The organism is Vibrio sp. D431a, from assembly GCF_030248655.1.
In the GTDB taxonomy this organism is placed as follows: domain Bacteria; phylum Pseudomonadota; class Gammaproteobacteria; order Enterobacterales; family Vibrionaceae; genus Vibrio; species Vibrio alginolyticus.
In genome coordinates this window covers 1-22,728 of record NZ_JAHGAP010000027.1, presented here as the reverse complement: position 1 = coordinate 22,728, position 22,728 = coordinate 1, and the positions used below count along the sequence as shown (strand labels likewise).

Sequence of the window (22,728 nt, the reverse complement as noted above, 5' to 3'; positions counted from 1 at the left end):
GAATGACATGAAAAAGCTTTTTACACTCTCATTGCTGATGGTCAGTGCTACTGGTTATGCAGCGCAGTGTCGTGTGGACATCAATAATGAAGTCCGTATGGATGGGCAAAGCTTGGAAATTCGCCAAACGACAGGTGATAAAGCTGTCGTGGATGAGGATAACAACCTCTTCATCAAAGGTGAGCTAATTGAACTCAATGCCGACCAAAAAGCGGCAATTGAAGACTATCGCGAAAAAATGAACGCGTATATTCCACAAGCAAAGCAATTGGCGAGTGATGGTTTAGCGCTTGCGAATGATATTATTGATGATGTTGCGGAAAGCCTCGATGCACCTGGTGCGTTTGATAATGTAAAAGTCGCAGTAAAGGACTTTTTCGCTGATGTTGAATCACGTTACTACAAAGATGGTGATTTCATCCTGCCTGCGGAGAGTTTTGAGTCTATGACACAAGGGTGGACTGAAGACTTTGCAAAAGCACAAGAGATCTTCAATAAAGAGTTTTTAGCCAGTTCGTTGGATGCTTTATCGAAAAAAATGAAGGAAGAGGGAGGGATAAACCTCACTGCATTATCAGAGAGTATGGCTGAACTCAGCGCGAAAGTAGAAGAGCGTTTAGCCGAGCATTCAAAAGAGGTAGAACAACAAGCAGAAGACTTGTGCGATTCGCTGGATGACATGGCAGGGCAAGAAAACGATCTGTTGAAGAAAATCCCTGAGCTAAAAGATTACCGAGTATTTACGATTTAATTACTCATTAAAAAGCAAAAACTCGATGAGATAAAGAAAGAGAGCACTATTGTGCTCTCTTTGCGTTTTACTCGCTTATTCTTTGATAGCTTATTGCGCATTCATCTCGGTGAGTTTATCGCCGACAGGTTTTGAGAAGTTAAAGCCATCATGCTGATCCCAGTTGATAGACCATGTCATTACTCCTGCATAATTCGGGTAATGGTACGCTGGTTTTACGGTGCCACATGAAGTGCCTTTGGTTAAACAATCTAGTGCGTTGATAATATTCTGTGTTGGAGCCTGCCCTGAATTTGCCGAGCTAGGACCTGAAGGTAAACCGATTGCGACTTGATCATCGCGCAATGGTGCAAATTGAGTGCCGTCGGCCAACTCAAAACCTTCGATAAGCATTTTAGATTGCGCTACCATCATATCCACAGAGCCTTCTGGTGCACTGCCTGGCAGGTATGGGTTTGGCAAACCGCCGTTGTTATATAACTGGACGTGAAGCAAGTCGAGCGTGCTGCGTGTCTCGTTTATCACAGGAATGTAAGCTCCCCAAATACCGCTGTAAGCCACATAGCCGCCTTGAACATAAGGGTGCTCAGGCGCCATGGTTAGGTACATATCTCCACCCATGTTTTGCTCTATTTGAAGCAAAGCACGACCAAGGCGAGCTTGAATTTGCGAGCCATGAACTAAGTTAGAACCACTCTCTAAATCCACATCTAGACCATCAAAGCCCCACTCAGCGATAAGACCTGTTAGGCTAGAGACAAAGTTGGCTTCATCTTGGTCGGTATTCAGCGTAATCGTGCCTTCTGCGCCGCCAAGAGAGAGAACAAACTTCTTACCTTTAGCTTGAAGCGCTGCCATGTCCTGCTTGAATTGTGTTGGATCGAGTGCTGGACAATCGCTGTAAATATCGCCTGAATATAGATTAAAGTGCACAGTGCCATCACTGTTGCGATCATTTTCAGCAAAGGCAATATCAATCACATCCCAAGCATCTGCCATATCTGCTAGACGAATTGGACAGCCCGCACCATTTACAAAATTGTGCCAGTAACCGATGAGGTTATGGCGTTTCTCTACTTGCTCAACCACCGTTATTGCTGCGGCGTCAGACAGTGCATTGCTTCCTGACAAATCCACAGCTTGGGCGCTAACTGTAAAGTTACCAAGTGCAGTTGGTGTCCAGTTGGCTGTGTAAGGTGCTGTGGTATCGGTTGCAACAATAGAGCCGTTGATCATGAAATCAACGTGTTTAATGCCTGAAGTTAAAGACGTTGCATCGGCGCTTAATGCGAGACTTTTGCCTAATCCGACGGTTTGACCGCTGCTTGGTGAAGTCAGAGAGACGACCAAATCTTTATCGCTGACTTCCACACCAACCAGGGACTCTGACGTGTTGTTATCATTATCGGTTGCGACGGCTTTAAGCTGGTTAGCGCCAATAAGTGTGGCGTTCCAAGTAACGGAATATGGCGCTTGAGTGGTGACCCCTAAGCTGGTGTTGTTCGCAAAAAACTCAACTTGCGTGACTGTGCCATCAGCATCGCTTGCGTTTGCCGTGATTTCGTTATTGCTGCCAGCGAGCACGACTTGTCCATCCGTTGGTGCCGTAATGGTAACTTGCGGTGGTGTCGAACAAGCACCTAGGCCACTCCAAGCATCTTGCCAGTATAGCCCTTCACCAGGCTCGTAAGCCCATGTCGCATCCGAGGAGCACCAACCAGCAACATCACAACGATATTTTTGGTTGAAGTGAGAAATCAGGTCGCCAGCTTGATAACTTGTGCCTGCCACATAAGGTACTGCATCTGCACATCCGCCCGTTCCGGTTTCTGAATTACTAATAACCAGCGCTACTTCTTGGCTCATCGTTGCGAGGTTTGTATCATCAGTCGCTTGTGCTTTGAACGAGTATGTACCTGGACTAGCGGTCCATTGATATTCGTAAGGTGCGCTAGTATCAATGGCGACAGATTGATTGTTTACGAAGAACTCAACTTGTGTGACCACACCATCAATATCGTCAGCTTGAGCGGCTACGGTTAGGTTATCGCCTACATTAAGCACTTCTGTGCCTACTGGGCTTGTCAATGAAATGCTTGGTGGCGGTAATTCGACTTGTGGTTGAACTTGGATAGAAATCGTCGTGGTGCTAACAGCTCCCTCATTATCTGTCGCAATTGCGGTCAATTGCGAGATCCCTTCAATAGCGGTCCAAGAAGCTTCGAATGGTGCTTGAGTTACCACAGCAACGGTTTGGTTGCCTGCAACAAACTCAATTTGTGTGATTTGGCCATCTTCGTCAGTTGCGTTGGCTAACAAAGTGATCGCACTGCCTTCGGGAATTTGTGCGTTGTTTATTGGAGAGGAGAACGACACCGTTGGTGATAAATTGTTGCTTCCACCATCACATTGCCCTAACGCTTTCCATGCTTCCCAAGATCCTGAGTTGGTCACGGGATCATTGCCTTGCGTCCAATATGCAGCCTCATAAGCGGCTCCTTGCGTTTTTACTAAAGCGCCCGATGTATAAGTCGCAGTGCTGTCCCAGTCGGGTAAACTTTGACAGTTATAGGCTTGAGCTTGGTAGCTGGCGCTGAGTGCTACAACCATCGCTCCGTGAAGTAGGGTGACCTTCATTTTCCTCTCCTTGAATCATGGGTATAAATGAGAACAGAGTAATAACTAGCTGATAAATAGACATTAGGGGGAAAAAGCGAAGCACAATATTCTGCTTTTCGACACAGTATCACGAGGAACAGTTCGTCCCTTACACCAGAGCTCATTATTTTTCGGCTCACTTCACGGCAGAAGGATTGGTAAAATTCAGCCACGTAAAACGAACAACAGTCGCGAGGCTTTTGAGCGATGAATATGAGATGTACGTTAAAATTTACAAGCTGAATGACTACAAATTGTTTCAACTGTCGAGGATTTAACCGAGGTGCTCTTGTTGAATAGTGAATATTGCTATAGTGTACTAGTTAGCTAGTTCAATGATATTTTTGTGTGAGTAGTATGACACAGCAAACCTCTTCTCAGCCTCGCGAGCATTTTGGCTCTCGTCTCGGGTTCATCTTAGCTGCCGCAGGTGCCGCAGTTGGCCTTGGCAATATTTGGGGCTTCCCAACTCAAGCAGCCAGTAATGGTGGCGGTGCTTTCCTGTTAGTTTATTTGGTGATGATTCTTATCGTCGCATTTCCGATGCTGGTGGTTGAAATGGCGATTGGTCGCCATGGTCAAGCCAACCCTGTAGACAGTATGCGTGCAATCACAGATAACCCTGCCGGTAAAAAGCTCGGCGGCATTGTGGGTTGGATTGGTTTAAGCGTACCAAGCGCTGTCTTAGCGTTTTATTCAATTGTTGGTGGTTGGTTGATCTGCTTTTTACTGGGTGCAATCACAGATCTAATGGGGTTAGAAGCTGCAACTCAATGGCTAAAGGGCTTTAGTGTTGAACGTAACTTGTTCGGAACCATTACTTTTTATGTACTGACGATTCTCATCGTACAAGGTGGCGTAAAACAAGGTATTGAGAAGTGGTCCACACGTTTGATGCCAGCATTGTTTGTTTTGTTTGCTCTGCTATTTGCTTACATCATGACGCAAAACGGTGCGATGGAAGGTCTGAAACATTACCTAGTGCCGGATTTTGAAAAGGTATGGGACCGCAAGTTGATTCTTGCTGCAATGGGACAGGGCTTCTTCTCGCTTACGATCGGTGGCTGTTCAATGCTGATTTATGGCTCTTACTTGAGTAAGAAAGAGAACCTACCAAAGATGGCGATGAACGTGACCATGGTAGATACTGCCGTTGCTTTCATTGCAGGGTTAGTGGTGATGCCAGCGATGTTTGTAGCAATGCAAAAGGGCGTTCAAATCTATGCAGAAGATGGCTCTCTCTTAAGCTCAGATACGTTAGTGTTTACGGTATTGCCACTAATGTTTGATAGTTTAGGTTTGCTTGGTCAATTATTCTCTATTGTGTTCTTCTTATTGTTGACGATTGCGGCGCTAACGTCTTCCATTTCAATGTTAGAGTGTCCAGTGGCTTTAGTGAGTGAGCGCTTCAATACTAAGCGCAGCGCAACGAGCTGGGTTTTAGGTGGTCTCATTGCTTTGTTCAGTGTGGTGATTGTTTATAATTTTGGTGCTCTATTTGGTATGGTCGCGACGGTTGCTACTCAGTATCTACAACCAACCGCTGCGCTCTTATTCTGCTTATTTGGTGGTTGGGTATGGAATCGCAACTCAAAAATCAAAGAGCTTGAGCAAGGTTGCCCGGAGTTTACGCAAGGTTGGTTTGGTAAGTTATGGCCTGCGTATGTGAAGTTTGTATGTCCAATTCTTGTGGCGACAGTCATCTGGGCTTCATTTGGCTAACCGAGACGTCTATCGAATAAAAGAAAAGGGCTTGATGGTAACTCATCAAGCCCTTTTTCATATTGGTTATTCTCGTTTCGGTTATCCGCCAAGCATGGTGTGGATTAACGGAATTGTCCTGCTTCTGGAAGAAAGTCAAAACCAGCAGAAGCCAGTTTTGTCTCCAGTGCTGTGCGCTCGATATCGAAGAAAGCCACCAGTTTGTCCAGATCACCTCCGAAGTCATCGCGTAGCTTCATATTCACAATGCTCATCAGCATGACAGGGTCCATGGATTCAAAGTTCGCTAGATTCATTACTTATCCTCAAAATCTGAAATCAGTAGGTTTGCCGCAGCAAATGCCGCTTTTTCACGCACTTCTTTAGGCAGGGACTCATCCGCTGCAACATCGTTCAGTGCTTTAACTGCACATGAAATTGCTTGGGGAATATAAGCTTGATCGCCACTACCAATCTGAGCATAAAGCTCACGAACCAGTTCACAACAGCCGTATACTTGCATGTTTTCTTTCCACTAAATGATAACTTATCTCAATATACACACAGCGGATTTGAAACTCAAAGTACAGAGTTGTTTTGGCTCAAGTTGAAGGTTTGCTTGAGCGAGATTTAATCACTGCATTTGTGCTTCTAACTGCTGAGTGACTTCTGGTGAAAGTTGAAGTTGTTTTGCTAGTTCTTGCAGATACGCTTTTTCCATAAAGTTTTGTTCATCAGCGACGATCAAAGACGCCAGGTAAATTTCTGACGCTTGTTGAGGAGAGGTCGCCTGATTAGCAATTTCAGCAGGATCAAGCGGTTTGTTTAACTCTTGCTGAACGAGGTGACGAACGTGCTCATCTGCGCCCATATCCGCGAGAGCTTGTTCAATGCGCGCCATTTCCTCTTCATCAACGTGACCATCAGCTTTTGCAGCTCCAATCATTGCTTTTAAAATTAAGACACTGTGTTTACTGTCATCGGGGTCAAAGGTTTCTTGAACACCTTGACCGGATTGCTTGGCTTGCCAGTCGTTATACACTTTGTAGGCCAAGGCTCCAAGCGCAGCTGCGCCACCGACTTTTAATGCGCTTGACCCTATTTTTTTAGTCATTTTTTTACTTTTCTTTGAGCCCATCAGCATACCGATGAGGCCTCCGCCTACAGCACCTGCTCCTAGCGTTTTTAGGCTACTTGAATTTGATGAGGATTTGATGTTGTTGGTTTGTTTGCCCAATGCATCTGCACCTTGCTTAAGTAAGTCTGATTTGAGTGCTTGGTTTAGAAGACTTTTTAAATCCATAACTGACCTCCTTTAGATGATGAAATCAGTTTAATAGCAAGAAGCTGAACCAAAGATTAACAAAGTGAATAGTTCGAAAAAGGTGGAGGGGGGCGTTGAGCTGTAATAAAAAGGGCTGACCGAAGCCAACCCTTTTTAACTATTTGAAACTACCTCAAATGCGAACTCGTCTAGTGCTTACTTTAGTTGAGCTTTTACGTGCTCAACAATGTCAGTCATTGCGACTGCTGTTTTCTCACCAGTAGCACGGTTCTTGTATTCGAAGTTGCCTTCTTTCATTGAGCGGTCACCGATAATAATGGTATGCGGTACACCAATAAGCTCCATGTCAGAGAACATTACGCCTGGGCGTTCTTTACGGTCGTCAAATAGCACTTCGATGCCCATTGCTGTTAGCTCAGCGTACAATTTCTCAGCGGCTTCTTTCACTTCTTCTGACTTGTGCATGTTCATTGGAACGATCGCTACCTGGAATGGTGCGATTGCATCTGGCCAGATGATGCCGTATTTGTCGTGGTTTTGTTCAATAGCAGCCGCTACTACGCGAGTGATACCGATACCGTAACAACCCATTTCTAGGATGACGTTCTTACCATCAGGACCCAGTACACCACAGTTCATCGCTGCGGAGTAAGCGTTACCTAGTTGGAAGATATGGCCAACTTCGATACCACGCTTAAGCTGGATAATGCCCTTGCCACATGGGCTTGGGTCACCTTCCACAACGTTACGTAGGTCTTCAACTTGACCAAGCTCTACATCACGACCCCAGTTAATACCGAAGTAGTGTTTGCCATCGATGTTCGCGCCCGCACCGAAGTCGCTCATTACCGCAACGCTGCGGTCAACAATGAACGGCAGTTTAAGGCCAACAGGGCCAAGTGAACCAGGGCCTGCACCGATAAGCTCACGAATTTCTTCTTCAGATGCCATTTCCAGTGGAGCTGCAATCTGAGGAAGGTTTTCTGCTTTCACTTCGTTCAGTTCATGATCACCACGAATAATAAGCGCGATGATTGGCGCATCAACTTCGTCAGATGCTTTCACAAACAGTGTTTTCACTGTTTTTTCAATTGGTAGTTCGAACTGCTCAACCAATTCAGCGATTGTTTTCGCGTTTGGCGTATCAACCAACGTCATTTCTTGTGTTGGTGCCGCAGCCTCAGAGGCTGGAGCTAGTGCTTCTGCTTTTTCAATGTTTGCCGCGTAATCTGACTCGCTAGAGAATGCGATGATATCCTCGCCGCTTTCAGCCAGTACGTGGAACTCTTGAGAGCCGCTACCACCGATAGCACCGCTATCTGCAAGTACAGGACGGTAATCCAGACCCATGCGATCGAATGCTTTACAGTAAGCATCGTGCATTGCGTCGTATGACTTTTGTAGGCCGTCTTTATCAATGTCAAAGCTGTACGCATCCATCATTGAGAATTCACGTGAACGCATTACGCCAAAACGTGGGCGTCGTTCGTCACGAAATTTAGTTTGGATTTGGTACAGGTTTAGCGGAAGCTGTTTGTAAGAGCTCACTTCATTGCGAACAAGGCTAGTGATCACTTCTTCAGCGGTTGGGCTAAGTACAAACGGACGAACATGACGGTCAGTAAAGCGAAGTAGCTCAGGGCCCATCTTTTCGCTGCGGCCTGTCTCTTCCCATAGTTCAAACGGCTGAACAACGGGCATCAAAGTTTCGACTGCGCCTGCATTGTCGATTTCTTGACGAACGATGTTTTCGACTTTACGCAGTACACGTAGACCAGTAGGTAGCCAGGTGTATAAACCTGAAGCCAGCTTACGGATCATACCTGCACGTAGCATGAGCTGGTGGCTCACTACTTCTGCGTCGTTTGGAGTCTCCTTCAGAGTAGAAAGAAGATAATTACTGGTACGCATTAAATTTATCCGTTTATTTAAGTTAGATACTCAAGCTTGAATAAGCAGGAGTATGGGAGTTCCCTAAAGGGAAATTTGTTAGCCGTCTATAATATCAGCCAATTGCGTTTGTCAAAAGCTTTCAATAGCGGTAACCGTTATTAAGTTGCTTGTTGCTGTGAACTTTACGTTCAAGTCGAACAAATTTACCGCATATTCTTTGTCGTCCGGCTTGTTTTTCTTATATGCAGGGCGAGGATCTTGTGCCAGAACTTGTTCAATGACTGATCTTACATAGTCAGTATCGGGTCGATTTTCTATCGTTGCTAATGCTTGAGCAGAAAAGGTGACTTGTGACTTTTCTGGTTCTTGGTCTGCGTATCCGCCTTGTGCTTCCGAAATAGAATCCGAATAGGGAATATAAGGCTTAATATCCACAATCGGTGTCCCATCCACGAGATCTACACTGCCTAAATCAAGATAGATTTGATCGCCTTGCTTAGTGACTCCTTTCACTTCAACGGCTGACATTCCGATTCCGTTTGGACGGAAAGTCGAGCGCGAGGCAAAGACACCAATTCGTTCATTGCCGCCTAATCGTGGCGGACGTACAGTTGGTTTCCAACCAGCTTCCAGATTCTGATCAAATAGAAACAACAACCAAACGTGAGAGAACTGTTCTAGCCCACGCACTGCTTCAGGGCTATTTGCTGCACCTAACAGTTTTACGCGTGCTTTAGCCTCTGGTACTAAGCGTGGTTGGCGCGGAACTGCAAACTTTTCTTTGTACGGTGTCTCAATGACGCCGATGGGTTCGATGGAATACATGGTGGACATCTTTAAGAATTCATTGAGATGAAAAGTATCACAAATTTCTCTTGCTTTTCTTGTTGATAATGATTATTAATTAAAATGTTATAACATAACAATTCAATTAAAAGGAAAAGTATTATGAAACCAGGAATCCACCCTGAATATCGTCCTGTGGTGTTCCACGACACCAGTGTAGATAAGTACTTTGTCGTTGGTTCTACGTTGAAAACGGAGAGAACCATAGAATGGAAAGATGGCAAAACTTACCCTTACTTTACGTTAGATGTGTCGTCAGCTTCTCACCCGTACTACACCGGTAAACAGCGCGTTGTACAAACCGAAGGTCGCATTGCGAACTTCAACCGTCGTTTTGGTCAATTTAAGAGCGAAAAGGAATAAATCATGAAGGTAGTAAAATCATTAAAAAGTGCAAAAAGTCGTCATCCGGATTGCCAGATTGTAAAACGGAGAGGGCGTCTTTATGTCATTTGTAAAACGAACCCGAGATTCAAAGCTGTGCAAAAGTAATCAACCTGCATATATCTAACTTATGGTTTTGTTTAATTGATAATATTGAGTTAATTATCTTACATGGATGAAATATCTACATTTTTATTCAATGTTGGTTATAAATGCCTCTGTTCGTCACAGTTTGTAACATTTAGGGCTTTTATTTGACCTTCTACTCAAGTACCCTTCGCACGCTTTTTGACATTTTTGTCACATTTGCATAGGAATAAAAACAAGGAGGGAACAGATGAGTTCATCTGATTCAATTAAACAAAACTCGCCTAAGAAGCCGCTGTTTACGCGCTTTTTGGATACTGTCGAATATTTGGGGAACTTATTACCCCACCCGATCACACTATTTGCCATTTTCTGTTTAGCCATTCTGGTGATGTCGGGTATTGCAGGATACTTCGAAGTTTCCGTAGTTGACCCTCGTCCTGAGGGTGCAAAAGGTCGTGCCGCGGATGGCATGATTCATGTCGTTAGCTTGCTTAACGCTGATGGCCTTGAGCTAATCGTTACCAATCTAGTGAAAAACTTTGTCGGCTTTGCACCTTTGGGTACGGTATTGGTTGCGATGTTGGGTGTTGCTATTGCTGAATACTCAGGCTTGCTATCTGCAGCAATGCGTGGCTTAGTCATGGGTGCATCTCAACGCATGGTAACAGTGACGGTCGTTTTCGCGGGTATCATTTCAAATACGGCATCAGAGCTTGGCTATGTGGTACTTATTCCACTGGCTGCAATGCTGTTCCATTCTTTAGGTCGTCACCCACTTGCCGGTCTTGCTGCGGCGTTCGCTGGTGTATCTGGTGGTTACTCAGCAAACCTACTTATTGGTACGGTTGACCCGCTGTTGTCAGGCATTACTGAAACGGCGGCGCAAATGATCGACCCAACTTACACTGTTGGTCCAGAAGTTAACTGGTACTTCATGTTTGTGTCGACATTCTTCATTGCAATCACAGGTGCGTTTGTTACTGAAAAAATTGTTGAGCCAAAGCTTGGCAAATACAGTGAAGAAGAAGCCTCAGAAGATTTGTCGAACGACAAAATGGGTGGCTTAACAGACATTGAGAAGAAAGGCCTAAAACTAGCAGGTGTTGCTGTACTGGTTGTTTCAGCGCTGCTTGCTTGGACGGTTGTTCCAGAAGACGGCATCCTACGTTCTGATGCAGGTACAATTGCAGGTTCACCATTCCTGAAAAGTATCGTGGCATTCATCTTTGTGTTCTTTGCTATTCCAGGCTTTGTGTTTGGTAAAGTTGTGGGCACGATGAAGACGGATCGCGATATAATTGATGCAATGGCGAAATCTATGTCTTCTATGGGCATGTACATTGTATTAGTTTTCTTTGCGGCTCAGTTCGTTGCTTTCTTTAAATGGACTAACTTCGGTCAGGTATTCGCGGTTGCTGGCGCTAGCTTCCTGCAAGAAATTGGCTTAACTGGCCCAATGTTGTTCTTTGCCTTCATCCTGATGTGTGGCTTTATCAACCTAATGATTGGTTCGGCATCGGCACAGTGGGCAGTAACGGCTCCGATTTTTGTTCCTATGTTGATGCTTGTTGGTTATGCACCGGAAACGATTCAGGCTGCTTACCGAATTGGTGACTCGACGACAAACATCATTACTCCAATGATGAGCTACTTTGGTTTGATTCTTGCCGTAGCGACTCGTTACATGAAGAACTTAGGTATCGGTACGCTGATCGCGACCATGCTACCTTACTCAATCTGCTTCATTGTAGGTTGGAGTGTGCTGTTCTACCTATGGGTATTCGTATTTGGTTTACCAGTAGGCCCTGGCGCAGCAACATACTACACACCGTAGAAAACGGTTACCTCACACAGCTCCATTATAAAAAGCCTGCGAACGTCGCAGGCTTTTTTATCGATTGAGACTGTGTACGCAGGCTTACCTGATTATAGATGTCGGTTTATAGCTGAAAACGTATCAACAAAGGGCGATAAAAGTGCTGAGTGAGCCAGCACAAGCTTTTCCAAATTATGCGTTTGTACCAAGGTAAGTGCGCAATATAAACATAGCTAAATTCAATTTCTGGCCGGGCTTTTCTGTTGCGTTTAAAAGCCGGAGCGCCTGAGCTCATATTAAAGCGACGCTGGTATATCATGGCATGGCGGATGGTATAGGCCGATATTCGACGATACAATGCGAGGCGTTGTGGCTTATTGGTATCGTAGCCAAAAAATGGGCAAGTCATATCATTATCAATTTCTACAATGCCTAACGTAGCCAGCATCTCTTCTTGATAAAACAGTCCCACTAAATGTACTAATTTGTTCTGGCTCGCCTGTTTTAAATATTGGCTTGAAAACTGGATGTTATTGAGGCTGTATTTATCAAGGTAAAGCATGTCATATAACTCTTTGGCACGCTGAAATTCTTCATCAGTGGTCAGTGGCCTAAACTGCCAATCTTTATCATTAAGCAGTTTGAAGTCTTTCGTTAAATCTCGGTTGAAGCTGAACGCTTGCCAATCATCAAGTAAATACACTTGTCGTGTTACCAAGCTTTGCCATTTTGGCTGCTTCAATCGCTGAATTAAGTGTAAATGCTGACGCTGATTGAGGGAGCGAAGCACCAAGGGAAAGGTGGGGTATTGATCGAGTGCGACGCGACGCAGTTCATCGAGATTTAAGGCTGCCCATTGTTCGCTATACATATTGGTGGACAAGCACTGATTGTTGAGCGTTTGGACTTGATCCAATCCAGCCAGTGATAAGATTGGTTTAGTCATATTAATAAGTAACTTACATACCCATCGAACAGCCACATTTTTGACTTTGTGAAGCTCTTCTTCGGCGTAGCCACTAAGCAGTGTCATAGGGGACACGGCATAACAGTTGTTTGGTATTTTTGGTGTTACGGAGTAGGGAATGGCAACATCATCGATATAGTAGCAACCAAAGCTTGCTGTGCATTCATCAATGGGATTCGACTGCATAAGAGTGAAAAAAGTTTTATGCCATTCTTGAGAGGAAAGTGTCATGAGTTCAATGCCTCTCCATTCCACTCAATATCAACGGTAGAAGCGTCGCTCCACTTCGTCTTGTTCTGCCTAGCTAACCGGAGTAATTCAAACATACTCCGGATTTGGCTCCCGGCCGGTAAGTTATGCTGTTGCATCACATTCACTCCAGACCACCAATCTTGCCAAGTTCGAGCCTTGAACAGGGATAATCCACCTTCCGCGATGAGTGTTATTGGACCTAAATGATGCAATCGCTGCTTGGAAGGACTGGTAAACTCCATATTAGGAAGCAGTTGGTTGCATCGAGACGAGAGTAGGTGCAAACCACTGGTGGCTCTTGGGTTACATTCAATCACGTAGAGTTCATCTTGTGATTTGATGAAGTCAAACGACACTTGCCCATGATAAGTATGACGTTTACCAAAAGCTGCGATAAATGTATCTAGTCGTTCGCACGAGATCGGCTGAAAAGCACTGGCGGCCGAGCCGTTTACACAGTATTTCGGCACATAAGCTTGGTGTGCTTTAAGGTCACCATGTTCAAAAATGGCATAGTTACACACCGGAGTCCCATGGATTTTTTGTTGCTGAACCCAAGGGTAAAGGGGCGATATCGTGGCGGCAGAAATAGACTGAGTTGTCACATCTCTTATGACTTGCCCGCCAAACCGAGAGTAAACGGGCTTTAGAACGGTTCTCTTATTAATTTCAATCTCACTTTTATCAGCGACCAAACGAGTTTTTGGAAGTGTGATTTCTGGCAAACTTTGAAGCTGTTCAAAGACGGTCAACTTGTTGTGCAGGGCATTGAGTAGTCCCACATTGGGCAGAAAAAAATCTACTTCTGGGCATTGTTTGGCAACATGAGCCAAGTAATAAACTTCTTCACAAGTGGGTATCACTATATCAATACGCATCTGAGTAATGATTTTTAGGATCTGCTGTTGATAGGTGGGAAACGCAAATCGAGGTGAAGCGGTGGGGATATAAGACTCGATGCCTCGCAAAAACGATCCTAGAGGTTTTTTTAGCGAATCGGTGAGAATTACGTCATGTCCATGATGAATACACATGGTTACCCACTCTAGTGCAACTGGTGCTCGGGCTCCGGTGATTAAGACCCGCATATGTTCACCACACGTCGTTGTTTATTCATTGGCGTCCAAATAGGCGCAGGGCGGTAACTAAATCTGACAGGATCAAGCCGCAATTGGTCAAACAACTTTATCAAGGCTTGATGTATAACCCGATGGTGGTGAAAATCCGCTTCAATTTGAATGGCTTGTGACCCTGTTTGGGTGATTCGGTAATCCACGCGACTTTGGGCGGATAGTGTTATAGCGCGGTAGATGAGATCTGGTAACACCGTCACTGGGACCTGGTTTGCGTTTAGCGTGAGGCGATCACCACATCGTCCGGCAATCGCGCCAAGAGGTTCAAATACGCCATTATCCTGTTTATTCTCAATAATATCGTCGAGCTGATAACGAATAATTGGCTGAGTTTTACGACGAAAATCGGTAATGATTGGGCTGTAATGAGTACGTTCGGTATTCAGCCAATGTTTTTCGATGTAAACAACATCTTGATTCCAGCGCATTTGTCCATGCTGATCCGTACATGCAAGAAAACCTTCGGTACATTGATAGACTTCATGGAGTTCGCTGTCGAACCGTTGAGAAATAAAGTGACGGTCACTCTCAGTTAGGACTTCTGCACCAGAAATGATCCGCTGTGGTTGAATTTCGGGTTGACCAAATTGACCGCTGAACTGGGCACAGAGCTGAAGAGCTTGCGCACTACCAACCAAAAGCGTGGGTTGGAACTCATCTAGCTCTTTTATCCATTCTTGGTAAGGTTTGGTTAAATCGGCATAAAAGAATGTAACAGGCCCTTTCGCGACGGATTTATACAGTGGGCTGTTGGCCCGCAAGGCTAGTGCAATTCGGTGCTTTTGCCATAGGCTGGGCAAAAGGCGAGCCAATATATTGCCGGCCCACAGTTGTGTTTCCTGCTTGTCAGCAAGAAACAGCCCGCGCATGCCTGATGTGCCCGAAGAAAGCCCAACCGTAACATCGCCAACTTTCGAAGCGGCAAAGTTGCGTGACTGCTCTGCTTTGAGTGCCTGCTGCATTAACTGTTCAGCATCTAAGCCCTTCGTATTCAACTCTGAAAGGTTCTCCATCATGGTTTGCTTATTCATGATAGGGAAATCACTGAGTGGTGCACCTTGAAGTGAGCGGTAATACGGTGAATGGCGGCATACCCAATCCAAGTGTTGCGTTAAGTGTTGTTGCTGCCATGTTTCGACTTGTTCCCTTGAGCCGAAGGGGCGGTAGCGGGTTCGCCAGAATTCTGAGATAAGCGTTCTCACTTCATCCATCCTTCTTTGATTAGCTGCTGGATAGTTTCCTGACAATGTGAAGGCACGAAGCGAACAAAGTGGTGGGTTTGTTGGTAGCAACTTCTCAACTCGGAGAGGGTGTTTTTATAGGCTTTTGTATCATCGCAAAGCATGTTCGCCAGCCAATGTTGATCGATATTTTCACTCAAGCTCTCGATTAACCAGCATGCATCGGCGAGTAAGAACAGCCAACCTTGGTCTCTTTTAACCAGCAAGCCCACTTGGCCAGCTGCATGGCCTGGCAAGCTAACCATATAAATAAATCCATCGTCGAACATGTCTTTACAGAGCAAATTAACACCTTGGCACTGAGGAAGAATTTGGCTGATTGATACAGAAAAGTCACTATGAATGAATAAGTTAGATTCAAGTTGTGGAGGAAGTAGAGCTTTTAGGTATCCTTTTCTTACGCCTCCAATTCGACCACTTTTAGTAATTGCATCCACCCCTTTTTGTTGGCAATGCAATTGAGAGTGGGAAAACTCAGACACGGCAGCAATGTGATCAGCATGGAAGTGGGAAAGTACTAAGTGTTCAATATCATGAGGTTTGAGACTTTCTTTTGCTAACTGCGCAACAATTCCGTGTTCTTTTTTATAGCGACAAGGTGTTGTCCAAGCATAAAAACGTTCAGGGAAGGGGCGAGTCGCGCTAAAAAAATGCTCGTGATATCCCGTGTCAAACAGGATGTTGCCTTGTGTTGGGTGCTGAATTAACGCAACGGCTGCCGGAAATGCTCTAGGCTTGATACCAGAACCTGGTTTGACAACAAAGCCTGGGTGTACGCAGTGTCCAGCCTCAAAGATTTTTATTTTTAGACCAGTTTGCATACTGCTGTATTCCTTCTTGAATTGAAAAAAGCGGTTGGTAATTCAGTGTTTGTTTCGCCTTGCTGATATCCAGAGTTTGATGATAGTTAAACAATCCTGCGCTGTATGAGGTGAGCCTTGGTTCTGGCTGATGTGGTAAGTGCCTTCGTATTTGCTCACTGAGCTTTAATAATGGTGATACAACGCCGTATGGTAATGATTGTAACGTTACTTTTAGGTTTAACCCCTCACATAAAGCTTGCAGAACAGTCTCAATTGGCATTGGTTCGTTGTTGGAAATGTTGAACACATCACCATGCTGAAGTTGGCCTGCCTGAGTGCAAGCGAGCATCGCTGCATGGGCAACGTTGTCTACATAGGTCAGATCAACCACAGGATTTCTACCCGATGGCAGAAGCAGAGTGTTGTTTTTTATCGCCTTAAGCACTCTTGGGATAATCGCGCGATCATTGGGTCCAAAAATGCCACGCGGTCTTAAAATGATCGCTTTGCTTTGGCCTTTTACGGCTTCAATTTCCGATAGGTATTTTGTGTGTGCGTAATCATTACACCAGTATGAAGCTATGGCGTCGGTTTCTCGAATATTCCAACGGTCTTGATGGTCAAAGTAGACGCTGGTGGAGGAAATATGGATAAAACGCGAGATTTGATGGGTATTAGCCGCATTGACGAGGTTTTTGGTGGCATCTACATTGGCTTGATAAAACGCCTGCCACTTTCCCCATGGGCTTGAGAGAGCGGCACAATGGATGATTGCATCCATACCTTGGCATACCGCATGAACTGCTGAGTGGTCTCTTAAATCGACTATATGTGGGATAACATCGAATTGCTCGGCGAGTTGTTTAGCGATGACTGTGTTTCGTGCTGTAAAGTGCAGTTCATGTTGCTGGTGAAACATTCTCAGAATTGCGCTACCCAACATCCCGCTGCCACCAGTGACCAATATCTTCATAGTTTTAGCACTCCCATCCCTAGCGACAACCCTGCGGCGGTGCCAGCTAATAACACATGTTTTCCTGCGGTTTCTGGCTGATTACGCAGCCAGTGTAAGTTAATTGGGAGTGAGGCGGCGACTTGGTTTCCCAAAGTCGAAAAGTGATTAACGGTTTTCTCTGTTGGTAGCCCGGTGAGTGAAGGCAGTTTTTTTAATCCGTGCGCGCTGGCTTGATGAGGAAGAAAATAATCAATATCGCCGAGTGTTACCGGAGAGGCGTCAAACCCTTTTTTTAGAAACGCTGGTAAGGCTTTACGCACATGCTTAAAGAGTGCTTTGCCCTCCATCTCAAACTGGCAACTTTTTAAATAGGCTTGATGCTCGGAGGTATGCGGATTGATATGACTACCTCCGCCCTTAATTTGACAAAATGAATACCCGGTATGATGCGTTTCAAAGTGACTGGTGAGCAATCCATCATCGTTGTGTTCTTCGAGCAAAAATGCGGCGGCACCGTCCGCGAATAAGGTTGCAACTTCTGGTTTGAGCGTAAAATTTCGATTCAGTGTGATGCCAGTGGCGAGTTCGCTGGTGACAATAAGAATCCGACGGTACCGTTTTGCTAAGAATAGACTCTGAGCAAGATCAAGCGCAGAGAGAAAGGATAAACAGGTGCTGTTCAAATCAAAGCTTTCTAGCCATGTTGGAGCGTCTAACGCGGCGAGAACCGCTGAAGCGTCGTAGGGTAGAGACTGGTGGTGTGTACCGCTAGCGTAGATAAGGAGATCAACGGAGCTTAAGGTATGTGTGTTTCCTAAACACTGCTCTATTGCCTGCACCGCCATGTAAATAGCGGTCTCTTTTGTATTGGCTACATGACGATATTCAACGTCGAATTTATTTCGGCAGGTCCCTGGCGCTAATTTTAGGAAGTGATCCATCTCTCGATCAGACCATTGATTCGTTGGCAGGTAGCTTCCACTGGAAACGATGTTAAAGCCCATTATTCTCTATACACTTATTAAAAACGTCGTTCAAAATAAACCACGTTGCATATTGAAGCTATGGTGAGCGAGATGAAAAATAAACAGAACAAAACAAATGGGAGTAAGAGCACGCTTTGGGTGCAATGCTGAGAATGAATTTTCAGGAATGAGCCAGGCTTTTATTTGCTGGCTCAATATGAATAGAGTGAGGGTTACTTCTTAAATTTCGCCAAAATACGATCCAAATGGTTTGCAAATTCGCGTCGATCGGTTTGAGAAAGCGCGGCGGGCCCACCTGTCTGAATTCCGCTTGAACGCATGGTTTCCATAAAGTCGCGGATATTTAGGCGAGCTTTGATGGTGTCTTTTGTATAGAGCTCGCCACGAGAACTGAGGGCTTGAGCGCCTTTAGAGATAACCTCATCTGCAAGCGGAATATCTGACGTGATCACCAAATCGTTGGCTTCTACACGCTTGACGATTTCGTTGTCTGCGATGTCAAATCCCGCAGGGACTTGTAGCGAGTGGATGTTGTCTCTTTTCGGCACAGGGACAACGTGGTTAGCGACAAACGTACATTCAATCCCCGTACGCTCGGCGGCACGCACAATGGTTTCGCGAATAACTTTCGGACACGCGTCTGCATCTACCCATAACTTCATGATGATTTCTCACTGAGTTTCGCTTCTAACTCTTCAATACGAATGGCTAGCATTTTTACGGTGTGTTCTAGGGCTTCAAGACGATCATTATCGGTGTGGTGTTGTGCTGCGATTTCAACCTTGGGTACGCGTTGAGCACTCTTCCAACTTTTTATTGCGGTGATTAACGCTGGCATTGGAACTGGCGTTTTCAATCGTGCTTTCACTAACGCTACGGTTGGCTCTTTTCCTTGTTGTTGCAACTGTTCCATTGCCGCTTCTAATTCTTTAGTAACGTCTTGAGTTAACATTTTTAATCCTTAACAACGATATATCTATCATCATACGTTGAGTGCGCTAATTTGGCGAATGGCATTTTGGAGAGTGTAGTGTGAGAGATCTCTTACATAGGTTGTGAGAGAAAACGATTTCGTAAGCGGAAAAAGAGAAGCTGAAGAGCTTAAGTTTCTGATAAATAATGATTTAACAACTTGTTAACCAATGTGGGAGCCAAATATTTATCTTAGATAGATTGTCTATTTTTGGAAAAGGCGTAAATTGAGAGTTGTCAGCAGGAAGCAGACATGGAACAGGAAAGCACCAAGGATTTGGTTATCGTCAGGAAGACGATTTGGTTGGTCAGGATGATTAATCAAGCATGGAGCGTAGGACATTGTAAGGATACGATCATCAATAGGATGTTGATGACTAAGGATAGACAATGGACCCCTCTAGGATTGAGGTTATGGACAGCATCAGGAAGATGCAAGGGACACCGCTCAAGGAACAAGTGACGTGTGCTAACGAGGAATGTTAGCAGTCAGGATGATAAGGACACCGCTAGGACGGCGACGTAAGGAATAAGCTGACGGAATCAGCCACTATTATGGATGATGCATGGAGCACTTTTAGTAGCCGGACTGCTGCGAGTAAGACCATGACCCCGATACTTATGTGTCGGGGTCTTTCTTATATAAAAACGATATCCAGTGTTCTCATTGAATTAAGCATCTCGATGTTATTTGGGGATATCAATATCACAAAATATATAAATTCCTAATAACACTTAATAAAAAACAACTCAGATCAATATCCTTTCCAACCAGTTGGTTTAACTTTCGGCTTCTCTACAAGGTGTTAGCCCGCAATCATTGAGCATGTTCAGCTCATCGAGTTTGTGATCTGCGGATAGATTAAGTTTGTTGTAATCAAGGAACAGATGTGGCCATAGTAACCAGAAGAATGCTTCTTCTACCCTACAATGAGTCGTTGCAACTAGAATTCGTCATGCTGAATTGCTGTGCGAAAAACCGTGCTGAATTGAATGGTCCGTATACAGTTGCGTCTGCCAAACAGATGTTTGAGAAAATACTGGATGATGAGAACATTTATAGTATGGCAGTGCTAGAGAGCACCAGTCGTGACTATATGGGGCACGTGTTTATTGCTAATCTCGATTCCGAACCTGAATTAGGGTTTATTTTTGATAAATCATATTGGGGTAAAGGGTTAGCAACAGAAGCACTAAAAGCATTTTTCCCCAAAGCGTGCCGTGAGTTGGGCTTGAATAAGGTGAAAGCTAACGTGAATAGCAATCATCAGGCTTCTATGGCGGTACTGAAAAAGCTGGGATTTGTTAAAACAAAAGAAAGTAAGGATGTATATGGTCCTTACTTTGAAATGGAATTTACAAGCGATGCGGTGGTAGGTGAAAGTTCTGCGGCCTGAAACCGACCATGGTTAACTCTCCTTGGTAGCAATCGTCACCAAGAGATGAAAACTCAAATTGATACACCGTATGCCAACGCCAGACTCCGTCTGGCGTTTTTAGTTTATGGGCACCAAAGGCGATGCTGATTAATTGGAGATCCAATTGCTCACATTTACGCGTGATGGCCGCTTTTGCGAGTTCGGCTTGGCGACGCTGTTGCCAAAACAGGTAACAGAAAAAGCAGAGCCCTAAAATTGCTAAAAGATCACCAATCATTCCTGAACCTTTCTTAGCTTTTTGTTGCTTGTTGTAAGCTGACTAGCGCATTTGCTAGTTCCTCTGATGGGTTTGAATGCAGCAAAGGCAATAACACCATTCTTAACTCTGGCAGCATCACTAAATCGGCAAATAACTGATTAAATAGGGATTGATTACCGGTTTGAGCTAAACGCAGCAAAAACTGTTCCGCTACCTTTTCATTGGCGAGTAAGTGCCAAGCGCGGCCCGCCACACCAATCAATACCTCCTGATGGCTTAAACGAGGGCTATGCAATATCGCATCTAATACTGGAGAGGCGACTTCTGTTGGTGCACCAGCAAGGGCTCGGATAAGTGCTGAAAGTAGGAAGAGATCAGGTTCGCTACTTGCGATTTCTTGCTGTGCCTTTTCTGCGATACGTTCTGCTAAACGCTCTTGTAGCTCTACATGCTCAAGCGCACCTAATAGGGCATAAAGTGGCTCATTTGGTAGGTGGTTCAACGCTTTGCGTATCATTACTCCGTTTTGCTCTTTGTCCAGGCGAGCGGCTATGTCTGTGATCCCTTGCAGACCTACAGTTTGCCAATTATCCCAGCCTAAACCTCCAGAGAAGTAATGCTGGGTATGCTCGTAATATTGGCTGGTAGGAAGATTGAGGTTTGCGCGGACCTGGCTATGAAACACGGCCATTTTATCTTCGGAAGGTTTGAAAGTGTATGGGTTGTTAGACAGCTTTTGCTGTTGCTCTTCAGTGATATCATCATTGAGGCGTGTTCCCATAGCCTCCACTACGTATTTAATGAAATTGCCGATATCCGCTTGCTTTAACAAACCGCGCTCGTCCAATTCAAACTTTAGAAACCAAATCCAAGGTTGCTTTTGTTCATTCCAGTACGCGATGGCTAGGTGTGCTTTACGTTGCATTGGAAATGGGTAAGGTGCTTGACCTTTTTCTACATCGGTAAACTCTTTCTTAGCGATGGTTTTGATACGGCGACCAAGATCGAAGATTTGATAATCACAGTGGCTGTTGTTCAACAGTTGAGTGAGGGTTTGAATGTTTTCCATTAAATACGACGTCCTAACGTTCTTTTCACAAGAAATGGTATCATTCTCGGCTAATTCAAGGTTCGAGATAGAATTAATGGTAACAAATACTCAATTGGTCGACTTACTTCACCAACTTGAAACGCAGCTTAGAGAGCATAAATTGTGGCAATACACTATGCCTTCAGAGCAAGCCTTACAAAGTGCGGAGCCATTTGCGATTGATACGTTGCACCCTCATGAGTGGTTGCAGTGGATTTTTATAGCCAGAATGCACGCACTAGTGAAAAATAACCAACCACTGCCAAGAGGGTTTTCTCTCGAGCCCTATTTTTCAGAAGCGTGGAAGCAGGAACCGCAGTTCGCCGAGCTGCTCGTTACAATCCGAACCATTGACGAACTGTGTAAGTAAATTAATGCTAGAACAAAAAATAGCGCGATCTTCAGAACCAGTTGAGCTGGAGATCGTTTATCAGGATGAATATTTTGTAGCGGTCAACAAGCCTGCCGGCATGTTAGTGCATCGCAGTTGGTTAGATAAGCACGAAACTCAATTTGTCATGCAAACTTTGCGCGACCAAATTGGTCAGCATGTGTTCCCATTGCATCGTCTGGATCGTCCAACATCTGGTGTGCTCGTGTTTGCTTTGTCGAGTGAAGTCGCATCACAAGTCATGCCGATGTTTGCTGAACATAAAATGGAAAAGACATACCACGCGATAGTACGCGGTTGGATTGAGGAAGAGGGCGTCTTGGATTACGCACTCAAAGTGGAGTTAGACAAGATTGCTGATAAGTTCGCTTCACAAGAAAAAGAAGCGCAAGAAGCGGTGACGGAATATAAGCCGTTGGCTAAAGTGGAGGTTCCCTATTCGACGGGTAAATTTCCTACAACGCGTTATTGCTTAGTTGAGATGAAACCTAAAACGGGGCGTAAGCACCAACTTCGTCGTCATATGGCACATCTACGCCATCCGATCGTGGGTGATACAACGCACGGGGATGGAAAGCACAACAAGCTGTATCGCACAGAGTTTGATTCTCATCGTTTGCTACTGCATGCTTCAGAGTTACGGTTTGTCCATCCATTTACCGATCAAGAGATTGTCATGACGGCCAATCTTGATGAAACTTGGCAGCAATTGTTTACTCGATTTGAGTGGGATGAACCGATAATCGGCGCAGTTAGATCTAGATAATGATTGAGTACAAATAAAAAGGGTTAGCATCAATGCTAACCCTTTTTAATATTTATGTGCCGTCCTAAATAAAGTTGACACTTTCCACCCCCAAAATTGGAGAGTGTTAT

At 44.8% G+C, this 22,728-nt stretch carries 24 protein-coding genes; 8 read left to right on the top strand and 16 right to left on the bottom strand.

Annotated elements, in window-relative coordinates:
• Positions 1–7: 7 nt before the first annotated feature.
• A complete protein-coding gene (locus KJB35_RS21515) occupies positions 8–751 on the top strand; it encodes a YggN family protein (RefSeq protein ID WP_005380283.1) in 744 nt (247 codons plus the stop codon).
• Between the two features lie 90 nt (positions 752–841).
• On the opposite strand, the gene KJB35_RS21510 is transcribed toward KJB35_RS21515, so the two are convergent.
• Positions 842–3,388 carry an Ig-like domain-containing protein gene (locus KJB35_RS21510; protein WP_033905532.1) on the bottom strand — a complete coding sequence of 849 codons (2,547 nt, stop codon included), beginning with the start codon at positions 3,386–3,388 and terminating at the stop codon, positions 842–844.
• A 378-nt stretch (positions 3,389–3,766) separates the two neighbouring features.
• On the opposite strand from KJB35_RS21510, the gene KJB35_RS21505 reads away from it, so the two are divergent.
• Positions 3,767–5,131, top strand: a complete 1,365-nt coding sequence (locus KJB35_RS21505) for a sodium-dependent transporter (RefSeq protein WP_005391763.1) — start codon at positions 3,767–3,769, stop codon at positions 5,129–5,131.
• Positions 5,132–5,235: 104 nt separating this feature from the next.
• Here KJB35_RS21505 and KJB35_RS21500 read toward each other — a convergent pair whose 3' ends face one another.
• From KJB35_RS21500 to tsaA, 5 genes are all read right to left on the bottom strand, one after another.
• Positions 5,236–5,427, bottom strand: coding sequence for a DUF4250 domain-containing protein (locus KJB35_RS21500; RefSeq protein ID WP_005380289.1), 192 nt, complete (start codon positions 5,425–5,427; stop codon positions 5,236–5,238).
• The gene (locus KJB35_RS21495; RefSeq protein WP_005391765.1) at positions 5,427–5,633 is read right to left on the bottom strand and encodes a YaeP family protein; all 207 of its coding nucleotides are present in this window, start codon (positions 5,631–5,633) and stop codon (positions 5,427–5,429) included. Before KJB35_RS21495 ends, KJB35_RS21500 begins: the two co-directional genes overlap by 1 nt.
• A gap of 111 nt (positions 5,634–5,744) precedes the next feature.
• A complete protein-coding gene (locus tag KJB35_RS21490; protein WP_005380291.1) occupies positions 5,745–6,413 on the bottom strand; it encodes a tellurite resistance TerB family protein in 669 nt (222 codons plus the stop codon).
• 177 nt (positions 6,414–6,590) lie between these two features.
• Complete coding sequence (locus KJB35_RS21485) at positions 6,591–8,306, bottom strand: proline--tRNA ligase (RefSeq protein ID WP_025768238.1); 1,716 nt, start codon at positions 8,304–8,306, stop codon at positions 6,591–6,593.
• 111 nt (positions 8,307–8,417) lie between these two features.
• Complete coding sequence (gene tsaA, locus KJB35_RS21480; RefSeq protein ID WP_025768239.1) at positions 8,418–9,113, bottom strand: tRNA (N6-threonylcarbamoyladenosine(37)-N6)-methyltransferase TrmO; 696 nt, start codon at positions 9,111–9,113, stop codon at positions 8,418–8,420.
• Positions 9,114–9,236: 123 nt separating this feature from the next.
• On the opposite strand from tsaA, the gene KJB35_RS21475 reads away from it, so the two are divergent.
• From KJB35_RS21475 to KJB35_RS21465, 3 genes are all read left to right on the top strand, one after another.
• The gene (locus KJB35_RS21475; protein WP_005380295.1) at positions 9,237–9,497 is read left to right on the top strand and encodes a type B 50S ribosomal protein L31; all 261 of its coding nucleotides are present in this window, start codon (positions 9,237–9,239) and stop codon (positions 9,495–9,497) included.
• 3 nt (positions 9,498–9,500) lie between these two features.
• Entirely contained in the window at positions 9,501–9,626 is a 126-nt protein-coding gene (gene ykgO / locus KJB35_RS21470; RefSeq protein ID WP_005380299.1) for a type B 50S ribosomal protein L36, read from the top strand.
• 229 nt (positions 9,627–9,855) lie between these two features.
• On the top strand, positions 9,856–11,442 hold the full coding sequence (locus tag KJB35_RS21465; protein WP_182016223.1) for an AbgT family transporter: 1,587 nt from the start codon (positions 9,856–9,858) through the stop codon (positions 11,440–11,442).
• 106 nt (positions 11,443–11,548) lie between these two features.
• On the opposite strand, the gene KJB35_RS21460 is transcribed toward KJB35_RS21465, so the two are convergent.
• The 8 genes from KJB35_RS21460 to KJB35_RS21425 all read right to left on the bottom strand — a co-directional run bounded on the left by KJB35_RS21460 (position 11,549) and on the right by KJB35_RS21425 (position 18,713).
• The gene (locus tag KJB35_RS21460; RefSeq protein WP_213908247.1) at positions 11,549–12,622 is read right to left on the bottom strand and encodes a hypothetical protein; all 1,074 of its coding nucleotides are present in this window, start codon (positions 12,620–12,622) and stop codon (positions 11,549–11,551) included.
• Positions 12,619–13,731 carry an ATP-grasp domain-containing protein gene (locus tag KJB35_RS21455; RefSeq protein ID WP_182016221.1) on the bottom strand — a complete coding sequence of 371 codons (1,113 nt, stop codon included), beginning with the start codon at positions 13,729–13,731 and terminating at the stop codon, positions 12,619–12,621. Before KJB35_RS21455 ends, KJB35_RS21460 begins: the two co-directional genes overlap by 4 nt.
• On the bottom strand, positions 13,719–14,987 hold the full coding sequence (locus KJB35_RS21450) for a F390 synthetase-related protein (protein ID WP_182016220.1): 1,269 nt from the start codon (positions 14,985–14,987) through the stop codon (positions 13,719–13,721). Before KJB35_RS21450 ends, KJB35_RS21455 begins: the two co-directional genes overlap by 13 nt.
• A complete protein-coding gene (locus KJB35_RS21445) occupies positions 14,975–15,838 on the bottom strand; it encodes an MBL fold metallo-hydrolase (protein WP_017820759.1) in 864 nt (287 codons plus the stop codon). The genes KJB35_RS21450 and KJB35_RS21445 overlap by 13 nt, the downstream gene beginning before the upstream one ends.
• Positions 15,807–16,793 (bottom strand): NAD(P)-dependent oxidoreductase, encoded by a 987-nt coding sequence (locus KJB35_RS21440; protein WP_238843111.1) that lies wholly within the window; start codon positions 16,791–16,793, stop codon positions 15,807–15,809. Before KJB35_RS21440 ends, KJB35_RS21445 begins: the two co-directional genes overlap by 32 nt.
• Complete coding sequence (locus KJB35_RS21435) at positions 16,790–17,779, bottom strand: ketoacyl-ACP synthase III (protein ID WP_005385334.1); 990 nt, start codon at positions 17,777–17,779, stop codon at positions 16,790–16,792. Before KJB35_RS21435 ends, KJB35_RS21440 begins: the two co-directional genes overlap by 4 nt.
• Before the next feature lie 194 nt (positions 17,780–17,973).
• A complete protein-coding gene (locus tag KJB35_RS21430) occupies positions 17,974–18,423 on the bottom strand; it encodes a YaiI/YqxD family protein (RefSeq protein ID WP_005380310.1) in 450 nt (149 codons plus the stop codon).
• Positions 18,420–18,713, bottom strand: a complete 294-nt coding sequence (locus KJB35_RS21425; protein WP_033905520.1) for a hypothetical protein — start codon at positions 18,711–18,713, stop codon at positions 18,420–18,422. Before KJB35_RS21425 ends, KJB35_RS21430 begins: the two co-directional genes overlap by 4 nt.
• Before the next feature lie 931 nt (positions 18,714–19,644).
• Here KJB35_RS21425 and KJB35_RS21420 point away from each other — a divergent pair.
• The gene (locus tag KJB35_RS21420; RefSeq protein ID WP_025768243.1) at positions 19,645–20,130 is read left to right on the top strand and encodes a GNAT family N-acetyltransferase; all 486 of its coding nucleotides are present in this window, start codon (positions 19,645–19,647) and stop codon (positions 20,128–20,130) included.
• Here KJB35_RS21420 and KJB35_RS21415 read toward each other — a convergent pair.
• Positions 20,090–20,389 (bottom strand): DUF3301 domain-containing protein, encoded by a 300-nt coding sequence (locus tag KJB35_RS21415; RefSeq protein WP_005380315.1) that lies wholly within the window; start codon positions 20,387–20,389, stop codon positions 20,090–20,092. The genes KJB35_RS21420 and KJB35_RS21415 overlap by 41 nt on opposite strands.
• A 13-nt stretch (positions 20,390–20,402) precedes the next feature.
• Positions 20,403–21,440, bottom strand: a complete 1,038-nt coding sequence (locus tag KJB35_RS21410; RefSeq protein WP_085569849.1) for a DUF3549 family protein — start codon at positions 21,438–21,440, stop codon at positions 20,403–20,405.
• 76 nt (positions 21,441–21,516) lie between these two features.
• On the opposite strand from KJB35_RS21410, the gene KJB35_RS21405 reads away from it, so the two are divergent.
• Together KJB35_RS21405 and truC are read left to right on the top strand one after the other, a co-directional pair.
• Positions 21,517–21,831, top strand: a complete 315-nt coding sequence (locus KJB35_RS21405) for a YqcC family protein (RefSeq protein ID WP_042521408.1) — start codon at positions 21,517–21,519, stop codon at positions 21,829–21,831.
• Positions 21,832–21,835: 4 nt separating this feature from the next.
• Entirely contained in the window at positions 21,836–22,618 is a 783-nt protein-coding gene (gene truC, locus KJB35_RS21400; RefSeq protein WP_005391793.1) for a tRNA pseudouridine(65) synthase TruC, read from the top strand.
• Positions 22,619–22,728: the final 110 nt, after the last annotated feature.